19 protein-coding genes, 2 pseudogenes and 2 other annotated features are annotated in these 21659 nt (G+C 41.2%); of the genes and pseudogenes, 15 read left to right on the top strand and 6 right to left on the bottom strand.

All coding sequences use genetic code 11. The features are described 5' to 3' along the window. The first annotated feature begins 90 nt into the window (after window positions 1–90). The 4 genes from AC4CUZ_RS13945 to AC4CUZ_RS13930 are packed head-to-tail and all read left to right on the top strand — an operon-like array spanning window position 91 to window position 8162. Window positions 91–3489, top strand: a complete 3399-nt coding sequence (locus AC4CUZ_RS13945; protein WP_490747809.1) for a tape measure protein — start codon at window positions 91–93, stop codon at window positions 3487–3489. Beyond that, entirely contained in the window at window positions 3489–3905 is a 417-nt protein-coding gene (locus AC4CUZ_RS13940) for a hypothetical protein (protein ID WP_490747807.1), read from the top strand. Before AC4CUZ_RS13945 ends, AC4CUZ_RS13940 begins: the two co-directional genes overlap by 1 nt. After that, on the top strand, window positions 3895–7506 hold the full coding sequence (locus AC4CUZ_RS13935) for a hypothetical protein (protein ID WP_490747806.1): 3612 nt from the start codon (window positions 3895–3897) through the stop codon (window positions 7504–7506). The genes AC4CUZ_RS13940 and AC4CUZ_RS13935 overlap by 11 nt, the downstream gene beginning before the upstream one ends. Window positions 7507–7559: 53 nt before the next feature. Next, window positions 7560–8162: a hypothetical protein gene (locus AC4CUZ_RS13930; protein WP_490747805.1), complete on the top strand. Its 603-nt coding sequence runs from the start codon at window positions 7560–7562 to the stop codon at window positions 8160–8162. Here AC4CUZ_RS13930 and AC4CUZ_RS13925 read toward each other — a convergent pair. Continuing rightward, window positions 8159–9378 (bottom strand): IS3 family transposase gene (locus AC4CUZ_RS13925; RefSeq protein ID WP_490747804.1). Its coding sequence is split into 2 segments (ribosomal slippage): window positions 8159–9102 and window positions 9102–9378, totalling 1221 coding nucleotides; the frame shifts between segments, so codons are not numbered across the junction. The two genes, AC4CUZ_RS13930 and AC4CUZ_RS13925, sit on opposite strands and share 4 nt — an antisense overlap. Continuing rightward, window positions 8987–9103: a sequence feature (AL1L pseudoknot), on the bottom strand. (Overlaps the previous gene by 117 nt.) Window positions 9379–9570: 192 nt before the next feature. Here AC4CUZ_RS13925 and AC4CUZ_RS13920 point away from each other — a divergent pair. The 11 genes from AC4CUZ_RS13920 to AC4CUZ_RS13870 all read left to right on the top strand — a co-directional run bounded on the left by AC4CUZ_RS13920 (window position 9571) and on the right by AC4CUZ_RS13870 (window position 16372). Continuing rightward, the gene (locus AC4CUZ_RS13920; RefSeq protein WP_490747803.1) at window positions 9571–10098 is read left to right on the top strand and encodes a hypothetical protein; all 528 of its coding nucleotides are present in this window, start codon (window positions 9571–9573) and stop codon (window positions 10096–10098) included. Then, the gene (locus AC4CUZ_RS13915; RefSeq protein WP_490747802.1) at window positions 10091–10444 is read left to right on the top strand and encodes a carboxypeptidase regulatory-like domain-containing protein; all 354 of its coding nucleotides are present in this window, start codon (window positions 10091–10093) and stop codon (window positions 10442–10444) included. The genes AC4CUZ_RS13920 and AC4CUZ_RS13915 overlap by 8 nt, the downstream gene beginning before the upstream one ends. Then, the gene (locus AC4CUZ_RS13910) at window positions 10441–10833 is read left to right on the top strand and encodes a hypothetical protein (RefSeq protein ID WP_490747800.1); all 393 of its coding nucleotides are present in this window, start codon (window positions 10441–10443) and stop codon (window positions 10831–10833) included. Before AC4CUZ_RS13915 ends, AC4CUZ_RS13910 begins: the two co-directional genes overlap by 4 nt. Window positions 10834–10846: 13 nt before the next feature. Beyond that, window positions 10847–12856 carry a hypothetical protein gene (locus tag AC4CUZ_RS13905; RefSeq protein WP_490747799.1) on the top strand — a complete coding sequence of 670 codons (2010 nt, stop codon included), beginning with the start codon at window positions 10847–10849 and terminating at the stop codon, window positions 12854–12856. After that, window positions 12849–13079, top strand: coding sequence for a hypothetical protein (locus AC4CUZ_RS13900; RefSeq protein WP_004693692.1), 231 nt, complete (start codon window positions 12849–12851; stop codon window positions 13077–13079). Before AC4CUZ_RS13905 ends, AC4CUZ_RS13900 begins: the two co-directional genes overlap by 8 nt. A gap of 64 nt (window positions 13080–13143) precedes the next feature. After that, complete coding sequence (locus AC4CUZ_RS13895) at window positions 13144–13515, top strand: hypothetical protein (protein ID WP_490747798.1); 372 nt, start codon at window positions 13144–13146, stop codon at window positions 13513–13515. A gap of 11 nt (window positions 13516–13526) precedes the next feature. After that, complete coding sequence (locus tag AC4CUZ_RS13890; RefSeq protein WP_490747797.1) at window positions 13527–14105, top strand: lysozyme; 579 nt, start codon at window positions 13527–13529, stop codon at window positions 14103–14105. A 660-nt stretch (window positions 14106–14765) separates the two neighbouring features. After that, a complete protein-coding gene (locus AC4CUZ_RS13885) occupies window positions 14766–14981 on the top strand; it encodes a cold-shock protein (protein WP_004693381.1) in 216 nt (71 codons plus the stop codon). A gap of 106 nt (window positions 14982–15087) precedes the next feature. Further along, window positions 15088–15315, top strand: a complete 228-nt coding sequence (locus AC4CUZ_RS13880; RefSeq protein ID WP_004693379.1) for a hypothetical protein — start codon at window positions 15088–15090, stop codon at window positions 15313–15315. A gap of 149 nt (window positions 15316–15464) precedes the next feature. After that, window positions 15465–15662 carry a hypothetical protein gene (locus AC4CUZ_RS13875; protein WP_490747796.1) on the top strand — a complete coding sequence of 66 codons (198 nt, stop codon included), beginning with the start codon at window positions 15465–15467 and terminating at the stop codon, window positions 15660–15662. Window positions 15663–16114: 452 nt separating this feature from the next. Further along, the gene (locus AC4CUZ_RS13870; RefSeq protein WP_490747795.1) at window positions 16115–16372 is read left to right on the top strand and encodes a hypothetical protein; all 258 of its coding nucleotides are present in this window, start codon (window positions 16115–16117) and stop codon (window positions 16370–16372) included. Window positions 16373–16876: 504 nt separating this feature from the next. On the opposite strand, the pseudogene AC4CUZ_RS13865 reads toward AC4CUZ_RS13870, so the two are convergent. From AC4CUZ_RS13865 to AC4CUZ_RS13845, 5 genes and pseudogenes are all read right to left on the bottom strand, one after another. Continuing rightward, window positions 16877–17362: pseudogene (locus tag AC4CUZ_RS13865) on the bottom strand (IS3 family transposase); the annotation flags it as partial. A gap of 79 nt (window positions 17363–17441) precedes the next feature. Continuing rightward, window positions 17442–18683 (bottom strand): group II intron reverse transcriptase/maturase, encoded by a 1242-nt coding sequence (gene ltrA, locus AC4CUZ_RS13860; RefSeq protein ID WP_004826931.1) that lies wholly within the window; start codon window positions 18681–18683, stop codon window positions 17442–17444. A 504-nt stretch (window positions 18684–19187) separates the two neighbouring features. Beyond that, window positions 19188–19930, bottom strand: a pseudogene (locus AC4CUZ_RS13855) (IS3 family transposase); the annotation flags it as partial. Next, window positions 19539–19655, bottom strand: a sequence feature (AL1L pseudoknot). It overlaps the preceding pseudogene by 117 nt. Window positions 19931–20075: 145 nt before the next feature. Beyond that, window positions 20076–20303: a hypothetical protein gene (locus AC4CUZ_RS13850; protein ID WP_004693368.1), complete on the bottom strand. Its 228-nt coding sequence runs from the start codon at window positions 20301–20303 to the stop codon at window positions 20076–20078. Continuing rightward, window positions 20303–21553, bottom strand: coding sequence for a site-specific integrase (locus tag AC4CUZ_RS13845; RefSeq protein WP_026056451.1), 1251 nt, complete (start codon window positions 21551–21553; stop codon window positions 20303–20305). Before AC4CUZ_RS13845 ends, AC4CUZ_RS13850 begins: the two co-directional genes overlap by 1 nt. Window positions 21554–21659: the final 106 nt, after the last annotated feature.

The raw sequence follows: 21659 nt of genomic DNA, 5'->3' as shown, positions 1-21659 counted from the left end.
CAAGATGATTATTTTAGCTCTCAAATAGTATTTGATCATTTATTCGCACCGCCTTAGAGCGGTTTTTTAATGCCAGAATTTGAGGTCTCAATGTCAAAAAATCTAACTTTTAAACTCATCATGGATGGTGACAGCAAAGGTCTTGTGGCTGCAGCCAAGCAATCTGAAGCCGTTACTAAAAAGGTTTTTGACAGTATCAAAGCTGAAGCAGATCAGCTGAAGCAGGCAAGTACTGATACAGCTAAGACTCTTGGGAGTATTGTCCCAGAGAAAAGCAAGGAATTGGCAGATGGCCTAACTAAATCTTTAAGCGGTGCAACTCAAATCATTCGCGATGCTGGAGATAACGCCAAAAGCGCTGCAAGTAACTTCACTGATTTTGGTAATAAGTCTGTAAAAGCTTTGGCATTCTTAAAATCAGATTTAGAAAAAGCGAAGAGCAGACTTGAGGCCTTTTCAAAAACAAAAGCCACTCCTGCAGATATTGAGATTGCACAAAAGCAAGTAGACCAACTTGAGAAAGAAGTTCAACAGGCTGAAAGTGCATTTATTGATTTTCACACAGAAGTAGGTAAGGCAAATAATTCCTTAAAGCATACAGATACAGCGGCACAGACCGCGCAGAAAGGATTGAATGGTGCAAAGTTTGCTGTAAATGCTCTTGCTGGAGCTATGGCGGCACTAGGGGTTGGGGTTGGAATACGTGAATTAGCTCAAACAGCCGATACCTATACCAATCTATCAGCGCGTATCAACATTGCCACCAAAGAAGGTGGTGATTTCACATCAGCAATGGCTGGTGTGCATCAAGTTGCTCTGATGACAAACTCAAGCTTGAGTGCAACGGGTGACTTATTCACGAGATTAAATGCTGTTGGTAAAGACTTAGGAATGACCCAACAGAATTCCCTTGATTTAACCAAAACCATTAATCAAGCGATTCAAATTAGCGGAGTATCTGCACAAGCAAGCGAAGCATTTACACAGCAATTTATCCAGAGTATGCAGCAAGGCACCTTACGTGGAGAAGAATACAACTCCATGATGGAGAATGGTTATGGTGTTGCAGAGGCTTTAGCTAAAGGTTTGGGTGTCACCACTGGTGAACTTAAGAATATGGCTGACAATGGAGAGCTTGGAGCAGAGCGTGTCTATAAAGCCCTACTGAGTCAGAAGGATGCTGTTCAGCAAACCTTTGATCAGTTCCCAACTACCATAGGTAATGCGCTTACTAAGATTTCAACACAATGGCAAATTCTTATTGGTGAGATGGATCAGGCGAATGGATCGAGTGCCAAGGTTGCAAATGCTTTATCTATCATTGCTGATAATCTTGGGATTCTAAAAGTATTCTTTGATGATGTGGCAGAAGGGGTTGGTTATTTCACATCTAAGTTTAAGGATATTGAACCAAGTACATTAGATGCCTTAAGGAATACTCTTGCGCAAGTTTATGAAAATATTAAGCTAAATATTAAGTATGTTGCTGATTTTGGTGAAACTGCTTGGAGTGCATTTACAAGCGCAATGGATGCAATCTCACCATTATTTAATGCGTTAGTCGGTGGTGGAGAGGATGTAAGTGGGTTCACAACCCTCCTTAATATGCTTCGCATGGCAATGGCCGGAGTAAGTGATGCTTCTTTTGGCTTAAATGTTGGGTTAAAACTTCTATTATCTGGTATTCAATTTTTAGCTGGTGGCATCTACTCATTAGCCGCTGCTACCTTAAGGTACATACCTTTCATGGGGGATTTGGCTGACGAGGCGGAAAAATCCTCAGACCGAATGTTTGCACAGGCGGAGAAAAACGCTAAAGGTGCCATAAAACTTGCTGAAGACCATAAATGGGCTGTGGTTAAAACCTATGAGGATATTAACAAGACTCAAGAGCAAAAGAATTCAGAAAGCTTGGCTCAATCCAAAGTAACTTTAGACCAACTGCTTGCCGACCAACAAGCCGAAACTAATGGTAAAAAGGCCTCTGAAGCAGAAAAAATGAGCGCTGTTCAAGCCTATGCAGAAGCTGCCATCAAAGCCAATAATGGTGTAATGGATGGCGTGATGCAGGCTGACCTTATCACCAAGGGTTACATCGTCACTATTGATGAAGCTGGAAAGGTCAGTGTTCAGGCTGGTGTTAGTGCAGCACAGGCAGCAGAAAATGCGAAGGTTAAGGAGGAAGCGCTCAAGGTTGCCAAGGAGAATGTTAAAAAGGCGGACGAAGAATATCTGGCTTATCAGAAACAGGCAGCAATTGAGCGTGCAGCACTTGAACAGCAGATTGAGCAGGCCAAAAGAACTGGCGATTTGAATGCACTCGCATCTGCACAAACCTCGCTTGCTGGGATTGATACAAAAGAGGCTGAACTTGCTAACAACAGGACTACTCGTATTAATGAGCTGAATCAGCTTAATTCTGGAGCTGGACAGGTTGTTGAGGGTGCAGCAGTTCGCGCTCGTAAAGCTGCTACCGCATTAGGTATCGATCTCGATATAGCTTTAGGTCGGGTTTCTGAAAAGTTTGCAGCAGATCAAGTGCATTTGAATAATTACGCAAATGGATTTGATGAGCTAGGTCTAAAGGGTGAGCAGGCAACCAATGCGCTTTACGCTGGTTGGGAAAAGTGGGTAGCGGGTGCTAAATCACAAGTCGAGCTTGATGCAGCTAAAGCTAAGCTTCTATCGTTTGGCGAACAAGGCAAATTATCAACATCACAAGTTGAGATGGGCTTGCAAGCCATTAAGCGTGCTGGTCAGGAATTGCCTGCTGCTCTAAGCCCAGCTGAAGCCGCAATGGCGCGACTTGGAATTCAATCAAAGAAACAACTTGAACTAGCTGCTACCAATGCCTTAACGGATCTTGATGCTGCAATAAAAAGTGGCGAAGCAACTCAAGAGGGATTGCAGCAAGCGTATGAGAAAACGATGCGTCTAGCTGAGGCATCTGGCAACGCTCAGCTAATTGCAGCGGCTAGGGCTAAAGCCGCTTATCTTGGTTTGGAAGTTCAACTCGATGCCACAGGCAAAGCCACTGTTGCTAAACTGGGGGAGATGCAGCAAGCCGCTGTTGCTACTCAGCGTACTGTGAGTCAGGTGAGTCAAAGTTCAGCAACATCATCAACTCAACCTGAAATAAGCCCTGAACAACAAGCCACCAATGACCACTGGGATGATTTCAAAGCTAAGATGAAAGCGCGTACTGATGAGCTGAATGCAAAATCACAAGCACGTAGTTCAGGTGGTGGTGTTGGTTCGTTATTGTCAGGTAGTAGTCAATTGGCTCAGCAAATCCCTGTTGCCCCCGAGGCTCCAATGATTGCAAGCTCATTTGATATAGAGGGGATTGAAACAATGCAGCCAACTGAAAAGAAAATTCTAGAGATTCAATCTGGAGGTAAGTCAGCTGAACTACAGGGCACACCTGAAGCGGTGGATGGTATGGAAGACATACTTCGTGAATTTGAGATGCTTAAACGGAGCATGTAATGAAACTTATACGAAAACTGACATCAGAAACCGTCCCACTAGAGGACGGTTTTTTATGGTCGGATGAATTTGATTGGAAACCTGTTGAGCAAAAGCAAGAGCGTTCAATTAGCGGTGCTTTGATTGTCCAAGAAGGCAAAAAACTTTCAGGTCGACCAATCACTTTAGCTCCACCCTTATCAGGTCAAGGCTGGATTAAGCGAAAGCATTTACGGACCATTTTGGAATGGTCAGCATTAGGTGAGCAATTCACGATTGAATTTGAATACCTTCATGATCAGCGCCGCTTTAATGTGATTTTCAATCATGAGGCGGGTGCGATTGAGGCTAAGCCTGTTAATGAATTTCCAACCGTTTCCGAGGACGACTATTACGTGGTCACCATGCGTTTTACAGAGGTAAGCGATGCCAATTGAAACTAATAATTTAAAGCTCCTTGAGTCAGAACGCATTCGTACAGATGCTGAAGATGGTGGGGGTAAATACTCAGGCCGTGAAATTGTCGATGGTCAAAGCAATAACCTATTCAATGATATTTCTGAGATGGATCGAACCACGGGCCGTACTTCTATCCAAAAGATCTATGCTGCGGTGGATACAGCAGATACCGATGCTTTGATGGGGGCGACAGTATTTATCTCTCAGAATGCGCAAGATCCCAATGTCTCCGCCGTGTTATTCAGTACCGATAGTTGGACGGATGAACGTTCGAGCGCTCAAAACCGAATTGAAAATTACTTGGCCAAGGGTGCGCAGATTGCCGGCACACCGTTGGACACGCATTGGCAAGGCATGAAGTCTTTACAAGTGGCGATGTTTCCTCAGGAGGCAGAGTCATCGATCGGCAAGTCGATTGTGTTGATCTCAAATGAAGGTAAAGCCTTAGAAATTGAGCAATTCCTACGGATTACTGAAGTATCAACACGAACAGCAATTATGATGGTCGACGGCAAACAGGTGGAATATAAAATTGCTACTTATGGCCTGAGTGATGCATTGAAAGCCGATTTTGTGGGCTTGTCTGCGAAGCAATGGTATGGCGGTGAAAAGAGCACCACCACTATCCGTGACACCATTGTGGCGGATACAGGTAAGTATTATTCCAGTGCCAATCTTAAAGAAGCTGCACAAGTCGGTGACTATTCTGTGGTTGCAGAGGATGTTTATACGCAGTTGGTTCCCTCTGCACAGACTGAAACCCCTATGGTGAATATCAATGCTGCAGGTGATTCTGTGGCCTTGGTAAAAGCCAAGAATGGTGTGCTAAGCAAGACTTTTAATAATGTCACCATTAATACCGTGTCGAGCTTATATGTCGGCTCATCGGTCATGCCAAAATCAGTTGAGTTTACTTTATTTGGTTCGGCGGTTATCGACGTGGGCGGTGAACTTAAAAATGCCGCTGGTACTTCCATTGGTACCATCAACTATCAAAACGGCTCTATTGTGTGGAATGCAAGCGCAGGGACAGGTGCCACTAATTTAACGATAAACTTTATGCCTGCTGCAGCGGTGACAGCTCCAGTTGAATCCGATCTTATCTATGTCAATCAAGAGAACATCGGTTTTAACTGGATCCGTAATTTGGTCCCGTTGCCATCGCCAGGCAGTTTGCAAGTATCGTACTTGGTACAGAATCAGGTCTACACGCTTCGAGACAATGGTGCAGGGCAATTACGCGGTGCTGATTCATCCTTTGGTTCAGGCAGTATTGATTACGATACCGGTACCATGTCATTAACGACAGGTGAACTTGCAGATGTCGGCAGTGCAATCTTGATGACATGGAGCAATATGATCACGGCTCAGGAGCGTTCAGGATTAACCATCAATAAAGCCTATGTTGAGATTCCCGTAAATGCTTCGATTGTGGCAGGTACCTTAACCGTTGACTGGTTATTGAATGGGGTCACCAAGACAGCAACCGATAATGGCCAAGGGCAATTCACAGGGGATGCCACAGGTACCATTGATTATGCTGATGGTATGGCCAAGCTGATGCCGACCTTATTACCTAATGGTGGTACCACGTTCAATGTATCAGGTCAGAAAGGGGCTAAGTCTTCAATTCAAGTGACTGCGGTACCGACCAGTGGCAGCATCTCAATTGAGTTGGACAATGGATCTGCGGCACTCATTCCTAAGTCTGTAAAAGTACGTGTACCCGTCAAGTATATGAGCTACACAGGTGAGGTTGAGCTGCGCGATATGCCAATTGATGCCTCTACAGGGCGTTTAATCAATGGTGCAGGTCAGCAACAAGGCACGATCAACTATGCGTCGCGCACAATGAATATCACCCCAAGTACTACACTTGAAGCGATCGAGCGTGAGAAGATTATGCGCCCTTATTATGGAACGCATAATACGTCTCAGGAGGCAATTGCGGCAGGTATGCTAGGGATGACTATTAAGTATGAAAATACAAGTGAGACGCATACTCTAAGCCTGAATGAAGTGGCGACTGCGGTGACGGTGAGTGTCTCGTATCGAGATAGTTCAGCGGTTCAGTCGTGGTCGGATACCATCATTGGTTCTGTTCTAAAAACGGATTTAACAGAAGGCTTTGCTGAGCAGATTCTTGCAGGTTCGGTTCGCTTTACACTGGCTGATTCAACCTATGTTGATAAACTCGGATCGCTTTACCGTAATCCCTCAGTGACCACGGGTGCGGGAACGGTAGCTGGCCAGATCCACTATGGAAATGGTGCGGTCGAGTTATCCGCTTGGGATGTAGGTGGTGCGAATAATCCGACCTTAGAGACCTTGGTGACTCAACTAGAAAGTGTGCAAACCAACCAAGTCTCATACCGTGCACCGATGATCCCTATCCGGGCGCAGTCCTTAACTTTGTCAGCAACCAAGGTGGAAGGCGGGGTATTGAATATCACGCCTGATGGCTCGGGTACGATTGATACAGCAGAGTGCGATGGCTTCTTTAACTTTGACCAAGGCTATGGCCAGTTTGTTTTTCGGCAAAAGATTGAAGTGACTTCTGCCAACCGTGCTGAAATTATGGCGCAAGATTGGTACGTGGCTGAGCTTGAATATAGCAAGGATGGCAAGCAGTGGATTCATAAGCCGATCATGGTTTTACCTGAAACCATTAAATACAGTGCGGTGGGTTATAGCTATATCCCGATTGATGCGGAGTTACTTGGATTGTCTGCAGTGCGTTTACCGATTGATGGGCGAGTTCCGATTTTCCGATCGGGCGAGATTGGGATTGTGAGTGCAAGTAAGTCGCAGGAATTACCTGATTATATTGCTGGCCAAACCTACCCATTGAATGATGCACGGATCTCCTGGTGCGAGCTTGAAGATGCCGATGGTATTAAAATTCCATTTGATATGTATGTGGTTGATTATGACTACGGCAAAGTGACTTTAAACGGTGATTTTGCCTTAGGTAATCTCACAGGACCACTGACAGCCAAGTATCGCTACCAAGATATGGGTTTAGTTCGTGATGTTAAAATCAATGGCCAAGTGACTTTCACCAAGCCTCTGACGCACAACTATGATCCAGCGCATACCATCGTCGGTTCTGCACTGGTAATTGGTGACATGCAAGCGCGTTATACCCGAAAGTTTGTACAGGCGACTTGGGACAGCCTGTGGAAAGATGAAGCAGTGGGTGCAGCCATCTCAGCGAATTACAACGACACCCTGTATCCGATTGCTGTCACCAATCAGGGCAATATTCAGGAGCGTTGGGCGATTGTCTTTACCTCGAATGATGCATTCCGAATCATTGGTGAAAGCTCTGGCCAGATCGGAACTGGAGTGCGTACTGAAGATTGTTCCCCAATTAATCCAGTCACCAATGCCCCTTACTTCACTATCAAGAAGGAAGGATGGGGAAGTGGTTGGGCAAGCGGAAATGTGCTGCGTTTCAATACCATTGCTGCTAATCATCCGATCTGGGTAATCCGCACAGTGAAGCAATCTGAACCAACTGTTATGTCAGATCAATTCCAAATCATGCTGCGTGGTGACATTGACCGCGTAGTTTAAAAGTTTAATCAAATATGGCCGCCTTATGCGGTCTTTTTTATGAGTAAATAAAAATGGCAATGAAGCAGACACAAACTAAATTATTTGACTTTTCGGATGTAGGTTTAGACTTTTGTGCGGGTTCAAAAAACCTATTTCCAGATCGTTTTAAGAAGATGTTGGCACTAGGCTATAACGAGCAGACTGTTTCAAGCGTGGCGATAACTGGCAATCAGGTTACATTAAGTTATGGTGTATCACACGGCTATGTTGCAGATCGTGTTTTAAAAGTCAATGCACCTGAGCTTTTAAGCATCAATGGTGGTGAGTTTGTTATTGATAGTGTGACTGAGAATACAGTCACAATGACGATTGATGGTGCGCCAGCATTAATTGCAGGCAATTTCACAACTAAGGTTGCTTCGCTTGGGTATCAACTTGTATATGAGCAAAATCCTGTTCAGCTCTATAAATTTAAAGCACTTGATGAAAGTGATCTATTTTTGCGACTGGTATTTACAACCGCTTTCACAAATAGAAATACCGTCTCTGTTTGCATTGGGGCGCACGCTGATATTGCTACGGGTGTTATTACTGATCAAGAGTCTTATGATTTGACTCGCAATAACCCTACTGAACCGTACCAGGTACGTCGGAGACTTTTTTATTTAAGTTAGGCCACCTGACCTAACGGGTTAATCTTATCATAGTACATTGCTTCAAACTCAAAAGGCGATACATAACCCAGTGCACTGTGTACACGCTTTTTATTGAACCAATCTACCCAGTTTAGTGTCGCAAGTTGTACATCTGCTAAACCTTGCCAATCTGCTTTTAAATATTCAATCACCTCTGTTTTGTATAAGCCATTCACCGTTTCAGCCAGAGCATTATCGTATGAATCACCAGTTGTACCGACTGATGCTCGTAAATTTGCAGCTTCTAAACGATTGGTATAGCGAATAGAAAGATATTGAACACCTCTATCGGAATGATGAATCACATTCTTAGGCATACCTCGATCGTGCAATGCTTGCTCCAATGCATCGAGCACCATATCTGTATTCATCCGTGTAGATACTTTCCATCCAACAATTGCTCGTGAGAACACATCAATAACAAATGCGGTATATACCCAGCCTGAATGAGTTTGAATATACGTAAAGTCACCCACCCATAGTTGGTTTGGATGATCAGCATTAAAATTACGTTTCACTAAATCATCTGCCCGTTTTTGGTCATCTCGGCTACGGGTGGTTTGTTTATTCTTACCTCGCCAAACACCTTGTATACCTAGCTTTTTCATTAATCGAGCAACTGTACAACGTGCAATAACATAACCCTCACGTTTTAATTTTTGCCAGACTTTACGTACACCATATCGACCTGAACTTTCCTTCCAAATTCGTTTAATTTGTTCAGCATGATGCTCATCATGTAGATCTCGTTTCGCTCGATGTTCTGGATTGTCAGCGAGATCTAAAGTTCGGTAATAGGTTGAAGCTACGATCGGTAAAATCCTACAAATCGCATCAACACCATATCGATCTTTATTGTTATGGATAAAATCCACCATTATTTGTATGGGCGGTCGAGCTCCGCCTGGGCGAAAAAAGCGGCTGCTTTACGTAGAATTTCATTGGCACGCTTTAATTCTTTAATTTCACGTTCCATTTGCTTCATTTTTTCTTGATCAGATATCTGTTGTACTTTAATAGGATTTTGCTGATCTAAATGCTTTTGATGCCAGGCACGAAGTGTTTCAGGAGTACAACCGATCTTAGGCGCAATTGCTGTGATTGCAGCCCAAGTAGAAGGATAATCTTTTTCAGATTCAATCAATAATTGAACCGCTCTTTCTCTGATTTCAGGGGTATATTTTAATTTTGTCATCGGGATAGTCTCTCAGAATATTGACTCTCCGACAAACCCGGTACGATTCATACTGTTAATGATCATCTAAAGTGGGAATTTCAGTATAGCAATAATGCTACCTTTAATAACTATACCTACACGCAGGGGTATTCGGAGTTTGGTAGAGGCTGTATCCTGGGTAGTAAGTATCATTTTGTAATTCTTAGTAATATGGCCTCAGTTTTATCAGCTGGGACAGTGAATGGCTTTCTTCCAGTTATTACGCCATACGACAATCTTAAACTGCCTGTAATACTTGGGTTTGTTCGCAATGCAGGAGGTAGCGGTTATAATACCAAAGGACTCAGTTATACAACTTTTGCTTATTTGGGAAAAATCAGTGTAGCTTTTGATGCTATGAATGGCAGCAACTTTCCTCCATTTATTTTTACCACCGCCAAAGCCAATCAATCCTACCTCCCTGCTACAATTGAAGCTTTCAACACTACAACAGCTAGACCTATCGCTATTTATGAACACAGCTCTCGCCAACATTTGGGTTTTATAAATGGCGGTATGTATGAATGCATGTATGCAAATGATGTAAATGCGCCATCTACTGATAGAACGCAAACACCACTCCATACTTACGATATTGACCTAAATAATAAGTGCATTATTCATCACATTGCATCCAATACTGGGGCACAAAACTGTCAGTATCTTGCGTTTCCAGTTGAGGAGATAAAGATTGATTAAAATTTTTAGAGCTTTTCATGGGGGTTACACACCAAATCAAGCCAAATTGACTGGCATGGGTTATCTTTTTGTTAGAAATTTAAGACCTTTTATTAATGTTAAGACCACAAATCAAGGTTTTGGGCAAATTAAAGGTACTACAAAGAAAGTTGGGGTAAATTACTCTCCAGTGCCAGTATGTTGTTTTAAGCGCTCAACTCGTGAATTACTGTGGGAAACAACCTCAAAAGCTGATGGCTCTTATGCATTTAGAAACATTGCCGTAGGGCTTGAGTGCTTTGTAGTGGCTTTTGATCCGAATGGGCAATATAACGCTGTAATCTCTGACAAACTGGTGGCCAAATGATTCAACCCTCTTTAAAAGCCAGTCTTGCGCAACTTCAAGCGCTGGCAGCATATCTCGATCAAGGAAGCTCAAATGCTTCCTTTGTTTTTTATGATGATGCAAAACCTGCTTCGGTGTCAGTTGCAGCCAATAACGCTGCAAAACTGGTGATTCTGACATTGCCCAAGCCTTGTTTAAAGACCATGCATGTTGACCGTATTGAGCTCAATCAGACTGATGCTGCGACCGTAACGAAAGCGGGTATAGCAACTTGGGCACGCTTACTCAATGGTGCTGGTGAAGCTGTTGCTGACTTTACCGTGGGTACGGATATAGAGTTGGCCAATCCTGAACTGGTCTTAGGTAGCACCCTAATGATGAATTCTTTAATTCTCAAACCATCTACATAAAAGAGGTGGACATGTGGCGAACTATATTCCACCTGATGCACTTCTTGTAAATCTTAATTTTAAAGACATTGTAACGGGATCTGCCGATCTTAACCTTGGTGCAGATGAACAAAATCTCGCATCACTAGAAGCCACGATTGATACTTCATTTTTAGCACTGATTCAGGCGCAGAGTTTCGACTTTAATGCACTTGAAGCAGAAGTTGATGTCTCATTTAATGCCAGGTTTCATGCTGTAACAGGGCAAACCGCACAGCTTGAAGCCACGATCCATACAGGATTTACCCCTGAGCTGAACGTGGTGGGGATTAATGCGTATTGTGCACTTGATGCAGTGATCAATACGTCATTCAATCCCGCCTTTGATGCCTTATTTGATATCAACCATCAGCTCGGCGTTGAACTGAGATTTAGTACTGTCTTTGAGTGTGCAATCACTCAGCTTGGATCAACGGAAATACCATGGGCGAAACCAGTACTTAGGGTGTCAAATGACACCTTTTTTTACGATCGTGGGTTGGTGATCAACCATGGTAATGATATTGGCTTTCAGCATGGAAGGACTTTATCTGAATCCATCCATGCGGCGTTTGACCAGGGCGCGAATCTCAGTCGTAACCAAAGTGTGCGCTGGCAAGAAAATCTCATAATTCGCATTGCACGTGATTTGTACTTTGATGAGTCGATCAAGCTTCGATTGAACCGTGAATTGACGCTTCAGGAGATGATCCGAAAGCGGCGCAATATCTCATTTTCACACCAAGTCGCGCATGTGTTTGAAAAGCGATTCAGCTTCGATTGGGATAAAGGACTGGAGCTGGTCACACAAGATGAGATCCCTTGGGATAAAGCCAAATCTATCCATTATCGCAAGCATCCCGTTCAACCATGGCCAGAGCCTGAAATTCCTCAATATGAGGGTACGGGTGATCTAGAGTTTGTTTGCTTGTGTGATGAGCTGGATGTGCACAATGTTGAACTCAACTTCGGTGCAGATGATTGCATCCCTGGCATACCAAATCGTAATTGGTGGTACATATTGAATAGTTTATCTGTGACACGCCAAGACAATGGCGTAGCGATTGAAGTCTATGACGGGAATTACAGTACCGATCGCAGCTGCTGGTGTTGGTCCTATAGTTTGACCGTACCGGCATCTGAGATTGGCAAACTTGAACCGATCAATGGCCAACCTGTGATTTTAAAGATTATCGTGAATGGTATCGAGCATCAAATGTTGCTTGAGAACCGCAGACGTTCTCGTAAGTTCGCCCAAGATACCTACACCTTAATTGGACGCAGTCAAACCGCGCTGCTTGCTGCACCGACTGCGCCTTTACGCTCATTCTTACAAGAGAACGATCGAACCTCAGTCCAGTTGTGTCAGGCGGAACTGGATCGTGTGTTTAGCGATACGGTACTGAATTGGCAGTTGATCGATGCACTGGGCTGGATCGTTGAACGTGAATGCTTAAGCTATTCCAATTTAGCACCGATCGATGCCATCAAGATGGTGGTTGAAAGTGGCGGTGGGTTTATTTATAGCGAAAAGGGCAGCAATACCCTGACGATCAAGCCTATTTACAAAAAGACCTTTTGGGATGTGTTGTCGATCGCTGAATATGATCGCTTGTTGCCTGAGTCCGCGGTGGTAAGTCAGTCCACCGATTATCAAATCTATCCTGATTACAACGGCATCACGCTGACCAATGATCGAAAGGCGTTGGTCGCCCAAGTGAAACGCACTGGAACCAGTGCTGATACCCTACTTCAGCCTGAAAACAATCCAATGTTTAACCATGTCAGCATGGGGGCATATGGTAAAGCCAAACTTGCCAAAGCAGGAATGGTCGAAACCCATACCTATAGCATGCCGATTTCGCCTGAGGTAGGTGAATGTGTACCAGGAGAAGTGCTTGCCTTTAATGCGGAGTGGTGGGGCATTGTGGACAGTGTCAGCGTTTCTTTCAGCCATGCAGTGGTCAATCAAACCGTAAAAGTGGAGCGTGTCAATCGTGAGTAATGCATTACAGCGTTTAATTGATTTACTTCCTGCGGCTGCAGAATTTGTAGGAACCATTACCAGCGTGGACCATCCCAATTACAAAGTGTTGGTGGTGGGTGGATCGGGTTTAAATCTGGTGACCAGTTCAACACGTTACAACCTTGGAGCAACAGTATTTGTATCTGATGGTGAGATTAAACGACTCGCACCATTGGGTGAAGTGATTCAAATCGAAGTTTAAGTTTTTAAAAAGTATATGGCGCTCATTGAGCGCTTTTTTATTGCCAAAAAATTAGGAGTGGTCTATGAATGACCCGTTAAGCATCAAGGGCCTACCATGGCTTTTTAAAATTATCGCTGCAGTGGTTGGGGCAATCTTTGCTCTGAGGTTATCGGGGGATATCGACACCGAGGGACGAATTAAAATCACGATGGGGGTGATTATGAAGTTCACGTTTAGTGTGGCGATTAGTCTGTATGGTGGTTCAGCATTTATTGAATATTATGGTTGGCATGTCTATTCACATATGACGCAAGGCTTTGTAATGTTGATCTTTGCGATTTTCGGAATGTTGTTAATTGGCATCTGGTATCAAGCGATTCAGCTGTTACGTGGTAAAACCATTGGTGAATTAATCTTTGAAATTCGATCAGCTTTTAAAGCAATGTTTAAGTGAGTAAGTGAAAAATGAAACATATTTTTGATTTTTTAAGAAAGATCAGTGGTGGAACACTTACTCAAAAACAGGTAGATGCTGCCAATCAAGTGATTGCTACAGCTACAGATGTATCAGTGGCTGATATGTTGGGTATTGCGATCGACCAGATGGCTGTTAGTCTTTTTGGTGTGGATCTCATCTGTGGTTTTGAGGGAAAGCGGCTTACTGCCTATGACGATGGGGTGGGAGTGTGGACGATTGGTTTCGGTACCACAGTTTATCCGAACGGCATTAAAGTCAAGAAAGGTGATACCTGCACTGAAGCACAGGCCAAGGCATACATGGCGCATGATTTGAAGAAGTTTGAAGCTGCTGTAAATAATGCAGTGAAGATACCGCTTAATCAAAATCAGTTTGATGCACTGGTATCACTTGCCTACAACATTGGGACAGGTGCTTTTAGCAAATCAACATTAGTAAAAAAGCTGAATGGCAATGATATTCGCGGTGCAGCAGATCAGTTCGATGTATGGGTGAATGCTGGCGGTAAACGTATGCAAGGGCTTGTTAATCGTCGTGCTAAAGAAAAGGCTTTGTTTCTATCATGATCAAAGCCCTAATGCTGTGCATCCTGCTATCAGGCTGCACAGCGCATTCGATTTCGACAAAGGTGCATGTCACTGTTTGTGTTCAGTGTGTGAATTGAAAAAGCTCTCTATCTATATGGGGGCTTTGGTATAAGTTTTATCGTGAGCGAAATAAGCGTTCTTAATTAATATATTGAAACGACTAAAAGTGTTTAAGCATCTGATTGATTTTGAATTTAATTACTTATCAATAGATGCAGTAATAAAGTTTGCAGGGTGGTAGGAGCTTTGTATATGGGAAAAAATCATCATTCCCGAAACCAAAAAAACTAGAATTGTTATTACAGAGTTATAAAATCGCATTCATTACTTATCAATATTGCTGAGGTTCAGAGTAACAACATCTTACTGTATTTACAATAAAGGTTTAATTTTATTGTAAAAATAAAAAAATATAAGGCTAATAAATATATATATAAGAAAACTTGATTAAATTAATTTTTAGTGTATAGTTAAGTTAACTAGAAAAAAGTCTTGTTTCGGTAAATCTTCTTTAAGCATCGCAGTTTTAATCATAATCCTTCGTTTTTTCAGATTTTAAGTCTCAAAATTTATTATTTTCAAAGTTATAAACAGTCAATCAAATGACTCACAATTATTAAAAAATCAGTAGGATTTATTATGTCAAACTCGAATGTTGTTAAAGGTACTGTAAAATGGTTCAACGAAACTAAAGGTTTCGGTTTTATCCAGCAAGAATCAGGTCCAGATGTTTTTGCCCATTTTAGCGAAATTGCTAATTCAGGTTTCAAAACACTATTTGAAGGCCAAATGGTTGAGTTTAGTGTAGCTCAAGGTCAAAAAGGACCAAATGCTGTAAATATTGTTGCTATCTAGGCAATAATTGACAGTAATAAAAAGCACTAAACAGTGCTTTTTATAAATTGAAAGTTAGTTTTAAAGTTTTTTCAAATCGAGAAAACCTCCAGAAATAGGATACAAGTTGTTAAAAATAAACGATTTAATTGCAAAATCAAAAAATGGTACAGAAATTATAGTGTCGCTCATCCCTCTAAATAAAATACAAAATACTCGTAATGGGTTAAAAACTATAGAAGTGGGTAAGCGAATACTTCTTCAATCAGGTAAAGAAGTTGATTTGAACCTAGATGGAAGAACTTTTTATACGTCTTTAAATCAGATGTTTAAGTTAAATTATAAAGTAATTTAATCAAGTTATATAATAGACCTATTGCGTTAGTCAAAATTTAAACAGCCTAAAGCTACATTTAATAAGGTTTTAGCCAATTCAAAAATTAGGCAAAACGATACTTTCGCAAGAGGTCTAATTTCTAAATAATTTAAATTAAGGATCCATCTATGTTAAAAAAAGAAGTTACCGTAAAAGATCAATTTGGTACTGAATATAATATTCTAGCAACAGTTGATAAGTCTATTGTAGACCTACAAGATCACTCAAATTTAAAATATATTACTTTTGAAGGTGAGGATATTCGCCCTAGTTTTGAAATGTTTTTTCAGAGCCTTAAAAGTAGTAAGATTTTTAAGTTAATTTAATGTCTATATATAAAGAAAGTTTGAATTTTTTATTTGATTTAAAATATATTAAACCTGTTTTTTTCATTTTAAAATCATATATGTTAGTTTTTATTTTATTTGTATCTATTGTTTTAACTAGTATCATACACAATGATGTTGTTGATACTATTTTGACTATTTTAAATTTTTTTATTGTTTTTAGAATTATTTTTGTGCTGCATGTAAAAATTATAAAGTCCATCTTCGAAATTTGTAGCCCTTAAAAAGCTCTTATTTTCAAGAATCAATAGAATAATCAAACCATGACATATCACTCCCTCTGTCATGGTTTTTTGTTGCCTCTTCATAACTCATATACATGTTTGTTATTATATTTCACTTCCCAATTTTTAGAAGTTTGCGCACATAGACTTATCCCTGTTTATTCTTTATGATCATCGCACAAATAATAACCCAACCAAGAATAAAAAATGATTTCAAAACAATTTAGGATCGTCAACGCAATACTCGCAGTCATTGGCATTGCTGCATTCATCTTTTTCCAATACCAAATGAGACCTGACAAACTTGGTGGCTTTGAGGAAGGCACAGAAGAGTATTACGGCTATCAATACGCACGTGATAACAACCTAAAGAGTGCGGATCAATGCGATGATGAGAAGGATGATCCTGAAATGAATATAAATGAAGCGTTCATTAAAGGGTGTCGCTCATACTTTAAGAAATAAGTTTCTACCGCACTGCAATAATGGAAGAGCTCTCCAAGTTAGGGCTTTCATATAAGCGTTACTATGTTAAATATGTAATTAATTAGAGTTTACAAAATTGCTAAATTTTTTCTTAATTCTTCTCATGTCATCAAGTGTGTAACCATAATTTCCAAAACATTGATGTAGTATTTTGGGATCGCTCATTGGACTATCTAATACATTAAAGAACTCATTAATAGTATTTATATTTGATAAGTTAGCCTCATGCTTTTTTGTACGATGGTTGGTTTTAATTAATTGATTTTTACTAAAATCATAAGTTGTAATTAAATCTGGTAGTTTTTTTTCTTGAGGATTTCGTTTTCTGAAATCAGCATTATAAAGAGGGACACAGCTTTCTATTATTTGTGATAAAGCAGGATCATTTAAGAACTCATTCAGATTGGAAACTATATCCCCAGTAGGTTTCGAATTACTAATATTTGAACCGTACCAGGTACGTCGGAGACTTTTTTATTTAAGTTAGGCCACCTGACCTAACGGGTTAATCTTATCATAGTACATTGCTTCAAACTCAAAAGGCGATACATAACCCAGTGCACTGTGTACACGCTTTTTATTGAACCAATCTACCCAGTTTAGTGTCGCAAGTTGTACATCTGCTAAACCTTGCCAATCTGCTTTTAAATATTCAATCACCTCTGTTTTGTATAAGCCATTCACCGTTTCAGCCAGAGCATTATCGTATGAATCACCAGTTGTACCGACTGATGCTCGTAAATTTGCAGCTTCTAAACGATTGGTATAGCGAATAGAAAGATATTGAACACCTCTATCGGAATGATGAATCACATTCTTAGGCATACCTCGATCGTGCAATGCTTGCTCCAATGCATCGAGCACCATATCTGTATTCATCCGTGTAGATACTTTCCATCCAACAATTGCTCGTGAGAACACATCAATAACAAATGCGGTATATACCCAGCCTGAATGAGTTTGAATATACGGGTGAGTAGACCAAGGGAATTTCACCCTTAGCCCCTCGCAGAACCGGACATGAACCTCTCAGCTCATCCGGCTCCCATTATCCAACCGATGGTAAACATCCCATTTTCCAGTGCACAAAGGCATTTGGAAAATCACGCGCAAGTCGCCCTAAGGCATATCTAGCCCGTCTTTTATGACGGGCCAAGTTTTTATACTTACGCCTCATCCAGCGTATAAGATAAGCATTCATGTGTTGCCAGATCGCTGACATTGCTGAACCATGGAATCGACCATAGTATTGCTGCCAACCTTGAAGAATTGGATTGAATATTGCAGATAAATCACTTAATTCGCGATTACACATCAGATGTAGATGCCATTTCCGAATAGTCTGTCGCATTGCTTTAAGTGCATCACGACTGACTGCAGGAGAGAAATTTACATAAACTCTTTTATACTTGTCCACAGCCTTACGGGGCCTAAACGTGTACCCGAGAAAAGTAAATTGAACATCGGGATATGCTTTACGACGATTAATATCTTGGCAATAAACAATCTTTGTCTTGTCTGGATGCAATTCGAGACCACATTCACGAAATCGTGCATCGATCTTTTGTAAAACAAGTTTGGCTTGAGATAAACTCCGACAATGAATTACGCCATCATCTGCATAACGGCAGAACCGTACACTTTGAAGATGTTTCGTAATCCACATATCAAAAGCATAATGCATAAATAAATTCGCCAATAAAGGACTCACAACACCACCTTGTGGTGTGCCGCGATTCCTTTCTAAAAGATGGCCATTTATGTGTTGCATTGGTGCTTTTAACCAACGTTGCACATATAAAAGAATCCATGGAATTTCACAGTGTTTCTTGAGTGCACGCATGAGTAAATCATGGTCGATGTTATCAAAGAGACCTTTGATATCAAATTCCACAACCCAGTCATAATCCCAACTTCGTCTCCTCACTATCGCAATTGCATCATGGGCAGAACGCCCCGGACGATATCCATATGAGTTTGGATGAAATAATGGATCAATTTTCGGCTCTAATAAGAGCTTAACTGCTGTTTGCGCGACTCGATCTGCAACTGTTGGAATACCTAGTATACGCACGCCACCTGACTTCTTTGGAATCGGAACAGCCTTAACTGGCGGTGGAAAATAACTGCCAGAACAAAGTCGATTCCATAGTTTGTATAGGTTGTTCTTTAAATGCTTTTCGAATTGCTCAATAGATTCATGATCAACGCCTGGAGCGCCACCATTCTCTTTGACTTTTTTAAATGCCTCCCAGATTAACGCTTTAGGAATATTAAATGGTTTGGTCATAAAGTTTTGCTCCTCCTGCTTGCACAGTTGACAAATCCGTAGACCTGGATAATGCAACCCCTTCGCTCCATTACCATTACAGTAACTTCAACACTACTACGAGTTGCTCCGCCCCTTGGTGACGCATTGCTATTATCAGCCTTGCCTTTTGAGCTTGTGCCTTTCGCTTGACATCGCCACCGAAGGTTCCCGCAGTTCAACGTAAGAGCCTGAATTAGGATCGCGCTGCCTCTACGCCGGACACCGAATGGCCCGTAAGCAGGTAACGGCCAAACTAATCGCGGGGTAACTTCCATCCCCGGTTTTGATGTCATTTGAGTACTTTCGACACTTGAACGGCAGTTCACTGTTGTTCGCCTTCCTAATTCTTACCTGACATCTCTACGATGCCTTTTCCATAACGCTCACGACCGGGACTTTTGATCCAAGCCGCTTATGGTGGTTTGCTACCTGCTCCTGCAAGCCGATAGCGAGGGGCCATACCCTCATCTCTTACGCCGCTTGCTGCGGCACACTAAAGTCACCCACCCATAGTTGGTTTGGATGATCAGCATTAAAATTACGTTTCACTAAATCATCTGCCCGTTTTTGGTCATCTCGGCTACGGGTGGTTTGTTTATTCTTACCTCGCCAAACACCTTGTATACCTAGCTTTTTCATTAATCGAGCAACTGTACAACGTGCAATAACATAACCCTCACGTTTTAATTTTTGCCAGACTTTACGTACACCATATCGACCTGAACTTTCCTTCCAAATTCGTTTAATTTGTTCAGCATGATGCTCATCATGTAGATCTCGTTTCGCTCGATGTTCTGGATTGTCAGCGAGATCTAAAGTTCGGTAATAGGTTGAAGCTACGATCGGTAAAATCCTACAAATCGCATCAACACCATATCGATCTTTATTGTTATGGATAAAATCCACCATTATTTGTATGGGCGGTCGAGCTCCGCCTGGGCGAAAAAAGCGGCTGCTTTACGTAGAATTTCATTGGCACGCTTTAATTCTTTAATTTCACGTTCCATTTGCTTCATTTTTTCTTGATCAGATATCTGTTGTACTTTAATAGGATTTTGCTGATCTAAATGCTTTTGATGCCAGGCACGAAGTGTTTCAGGAGTACAACCGATCTTAGGCGCAATTGCTGTGATTGCAGCCCAAGTAGAAGGATAATCTTTTTCAGATTCAATCAATAATTGAACCGCTCTTTCTCTGATTTCAGGGGTATATTTTAATTTTGTCATCGGGATAGTCTCTCAGAATATTGACTCTCCGACAAACCCGGTACGATTCAATTTGAAGGTTTTACTGGAAAACCATGAAACATCCACTGTATTCCCCAAATAATGGTAATCACTAAAATTACTGTAAAAATAATTTCTAACTTTTTCATTTCCCAACAACCTTAGCACCTTTCCAAAACTCCCCACGTCGTCTTACTAGAAATGAACTAGCGATACTTTCAGCATGGAATACTTTGGCATCATCTTTGTTATCGACCCAAAACCATTCGGGTTGATATACCTGCTGGATATCTGAAAAATCATCATATTCAGTTATTTCTTGTGTTGCATCTCGATATGCAAGCCACTTACCATCTTTGGTGATGTAGGCCATTAGCTTTCTATCTTTGAGAAAATAGTTGATTTATATTCACCTAAAACAATGTCCTCAATAGCATTCATTGCTTCACGTAATTTTCTTTCACTAACTTGTACATAACCTGCAGTTACATCGCGGTCATCTTCTTCCTTATGATTGAGTAAGCGCTTAATTGTGTATCGACCATAATCCAAGTTTTCAGCAATAGAACCAAATGTTCGACGTAGATCATGGAAACTAAACTCAATTCCGCAAGATTTATTAATTTTCTGTCGTACTTTGGAAATATTAACAATATGTCCCGAAGACGATTTAGCAGAAGGGAACACCCATTCTGTAGTGGCCTGTGAGTAGCGCTTTTTCATTAATTCAAGTAGAAAATTACCCATTGGCAATGTGTGAGGTTCGCCATTCTTCGGATCTATAGATGTTATGCGCCCATACTTTAAATCAACACTTGACCAAGGGAGGGATTCACATTCTTCACGTCTAAAGCCAGTCAAAACTAAAGTCAGTAAAAAATCGCGGTTAGTTTCTAATTGTTGGCCACGATCTTTATATTGAAATACAGCTTTAATCCAATCAGGCATTTGATCCTCATTGATATAAGTCTTACGTCGTCTAATTTTGTTCCAAGCATTTTTAGCATTTAGGGTTTTAATAGGATTGTGAGCATCAAGAATCGGCTTATCATTTTCATCTAGATAATGCTCAACTGAATAATTATAAATGGCACGAAAAACGCGCATGGCCATATTAGCTTGAGCCTTACTTCGTTGTGATAGCTCTGTATGTTTAGCCTGAATCATAGTACGAGAAATATCATCCAGCTTTAAATTATTCCAATCTTTTAAATAGTCATCAATCACGATGGTGTAATCTTTAATGCTTCTTGGTTTTAAGGTTTTATGGAATAAGTAATTATCAAAAGCTGCTTTTAATGTTGGTTTGCTTCTTGATAGGTCGGTTTTAGCTTTTTCATCCGCAATAGCTTTGCGTTTCATTTCGTTTGGGTTGATGCCTTGCGTCATTTGAGCAAGCTTATCTCGGGCAATGTCTCGCGCCTGAGCAAGTGTTAGATTGCCATGTAGACCAATTGTAGACCGTACTGTCTTACCAAGAACCTTCTTTTCAACGATATAGGTTTTACAGGTTGAATTGACACGAATAGCAAAACCAATAAGCTCAATGTCACGATAAATGGCAGGAGTCATTTCGAGTTGGTCAATAAGTGTCTTTGTGAGCTTTACTCTGGATGATGACATCGCTAGAATCACTACCAATTGCAATACTTTGCAATATAGCACAATAATTTCTAGCGTCTACTATAGGACTACAAGTAAAAAATACTTGCTCAATAGGAAAATGTTA

Source organism: Acinetobacter sp. 789_lipA, from assembly GCF_058242845.1.
This window is presented reverse-complemented; position numbering and strand designations above follow the sequence as displayed.

What these genes read in the sequence shown, in the direction of transcription:
- AC4CUZ_RS13945 (WP_490747809.1), top strand. Translation starts at nt 91, where the DNA reads ATGTCAAAAAATCTAACTTTTAAACTCATCATGGATGGTGACAGCAAA.
- AC4CUZ_RS13940 (WP_490747807.1), top strand. Translation starts at nt 3,489, where the DNA reads ATGAAACTTATACGAAAACTGACATCAGAAACCGTCCCACTAGAGGAC.
- AC4CUZ_RS13935 (WP_490747806.1), top strand. Translation starts at nt 3,895, where the DNA reads ATGCCAATTGAAACTAATAATTTAAAGCTCCTTGAGTCAGAACGCATT.
- AC4CUZ_RS13930 (WP_490747805.1), top strand. Translation starts at nt 7,560, where the DNA reads ATGGCAATGAAGCAGACACAAACTAAATTATTTGACTTTTCGGATGTA.
- AC4CUZ_RS13920 (WP_490747803.1), top strand. Translation starts at nt 9,571, where the DNA reads ATGGCCTCAGTTTTATCAGCTGGGACAGTGAATGGCTTTCTTCCAGTT.
- AC4CUZ_RS13910 (WP_490747800.1), top strand. Translation starts at nt 10,441, where the DNA reads ATGATTCAACCCTCTTTAAAAGCCAGTCTTGCGCAACTTCAAGCGCTG.
- AC4CUZ_RS13895 (WP_490747798.1), top strand. Translation starts at nt 13,144, where the DNA reads ATGAATGACCCGTTAAGCATCAAGGGCCTACCATGGCTTTTTAAAATT.
- AC4CUZ_RS13890 (WP_490747797.1), top strand. Translation starts at nt 13,527, where the DNA reads ATGAAACATATTTTTGATTTTTTAAGAAAGATCAGTGGTGGAACACTT.
- AC4CUZ_RS13885 (WP_004693381.1), top strand. Translation starts at nt 14,766, where the DNA reads ATGTCAAACTCGAATGTTGTTAAAGGTACTGTAAAATGGTTCAACGAA.
- AC4CUZ_RS13875 (WP_490747796.1), top strand. Translation starts at nt 15,465, where the DNA reads ATGTTAAAAAAAGAAGTTACCGTAAAAGATCAATTTGGTACTGAATAT.
- AC4CUZ_RS13870 (WP_490747795.1), top strand. Translation starts at nt 16,115, where the DNA reads ATGATTTCAAAACAATTTAGGATCGTCAACGCAATACTCGCAGTCATT.
- ltrA (WP_004826931.1), bottom strand. Translation starts at nt 18,683, where the DNA reads ATGACCAAACCATTTAATATTCCTAAAGCGTTAATCTGGGAGGCATTT.
- AC4CUZ_RS13850 (WP_004693368.1), bottom strand. Translation starts at nt 20,303, where the DNA reads ATGGCCTACATCACCAAAGATGGTAAGTGGCTTGCATATCGAGATGCA.
- AC4CUZ_RS13845 (WP_026056451.1), bottom strand. Translation starts at nt 21,553, where the DNA reads ATGTCATCATCCAGAGTAAAGCTCACAAAGACACTTATTGACCAACTC.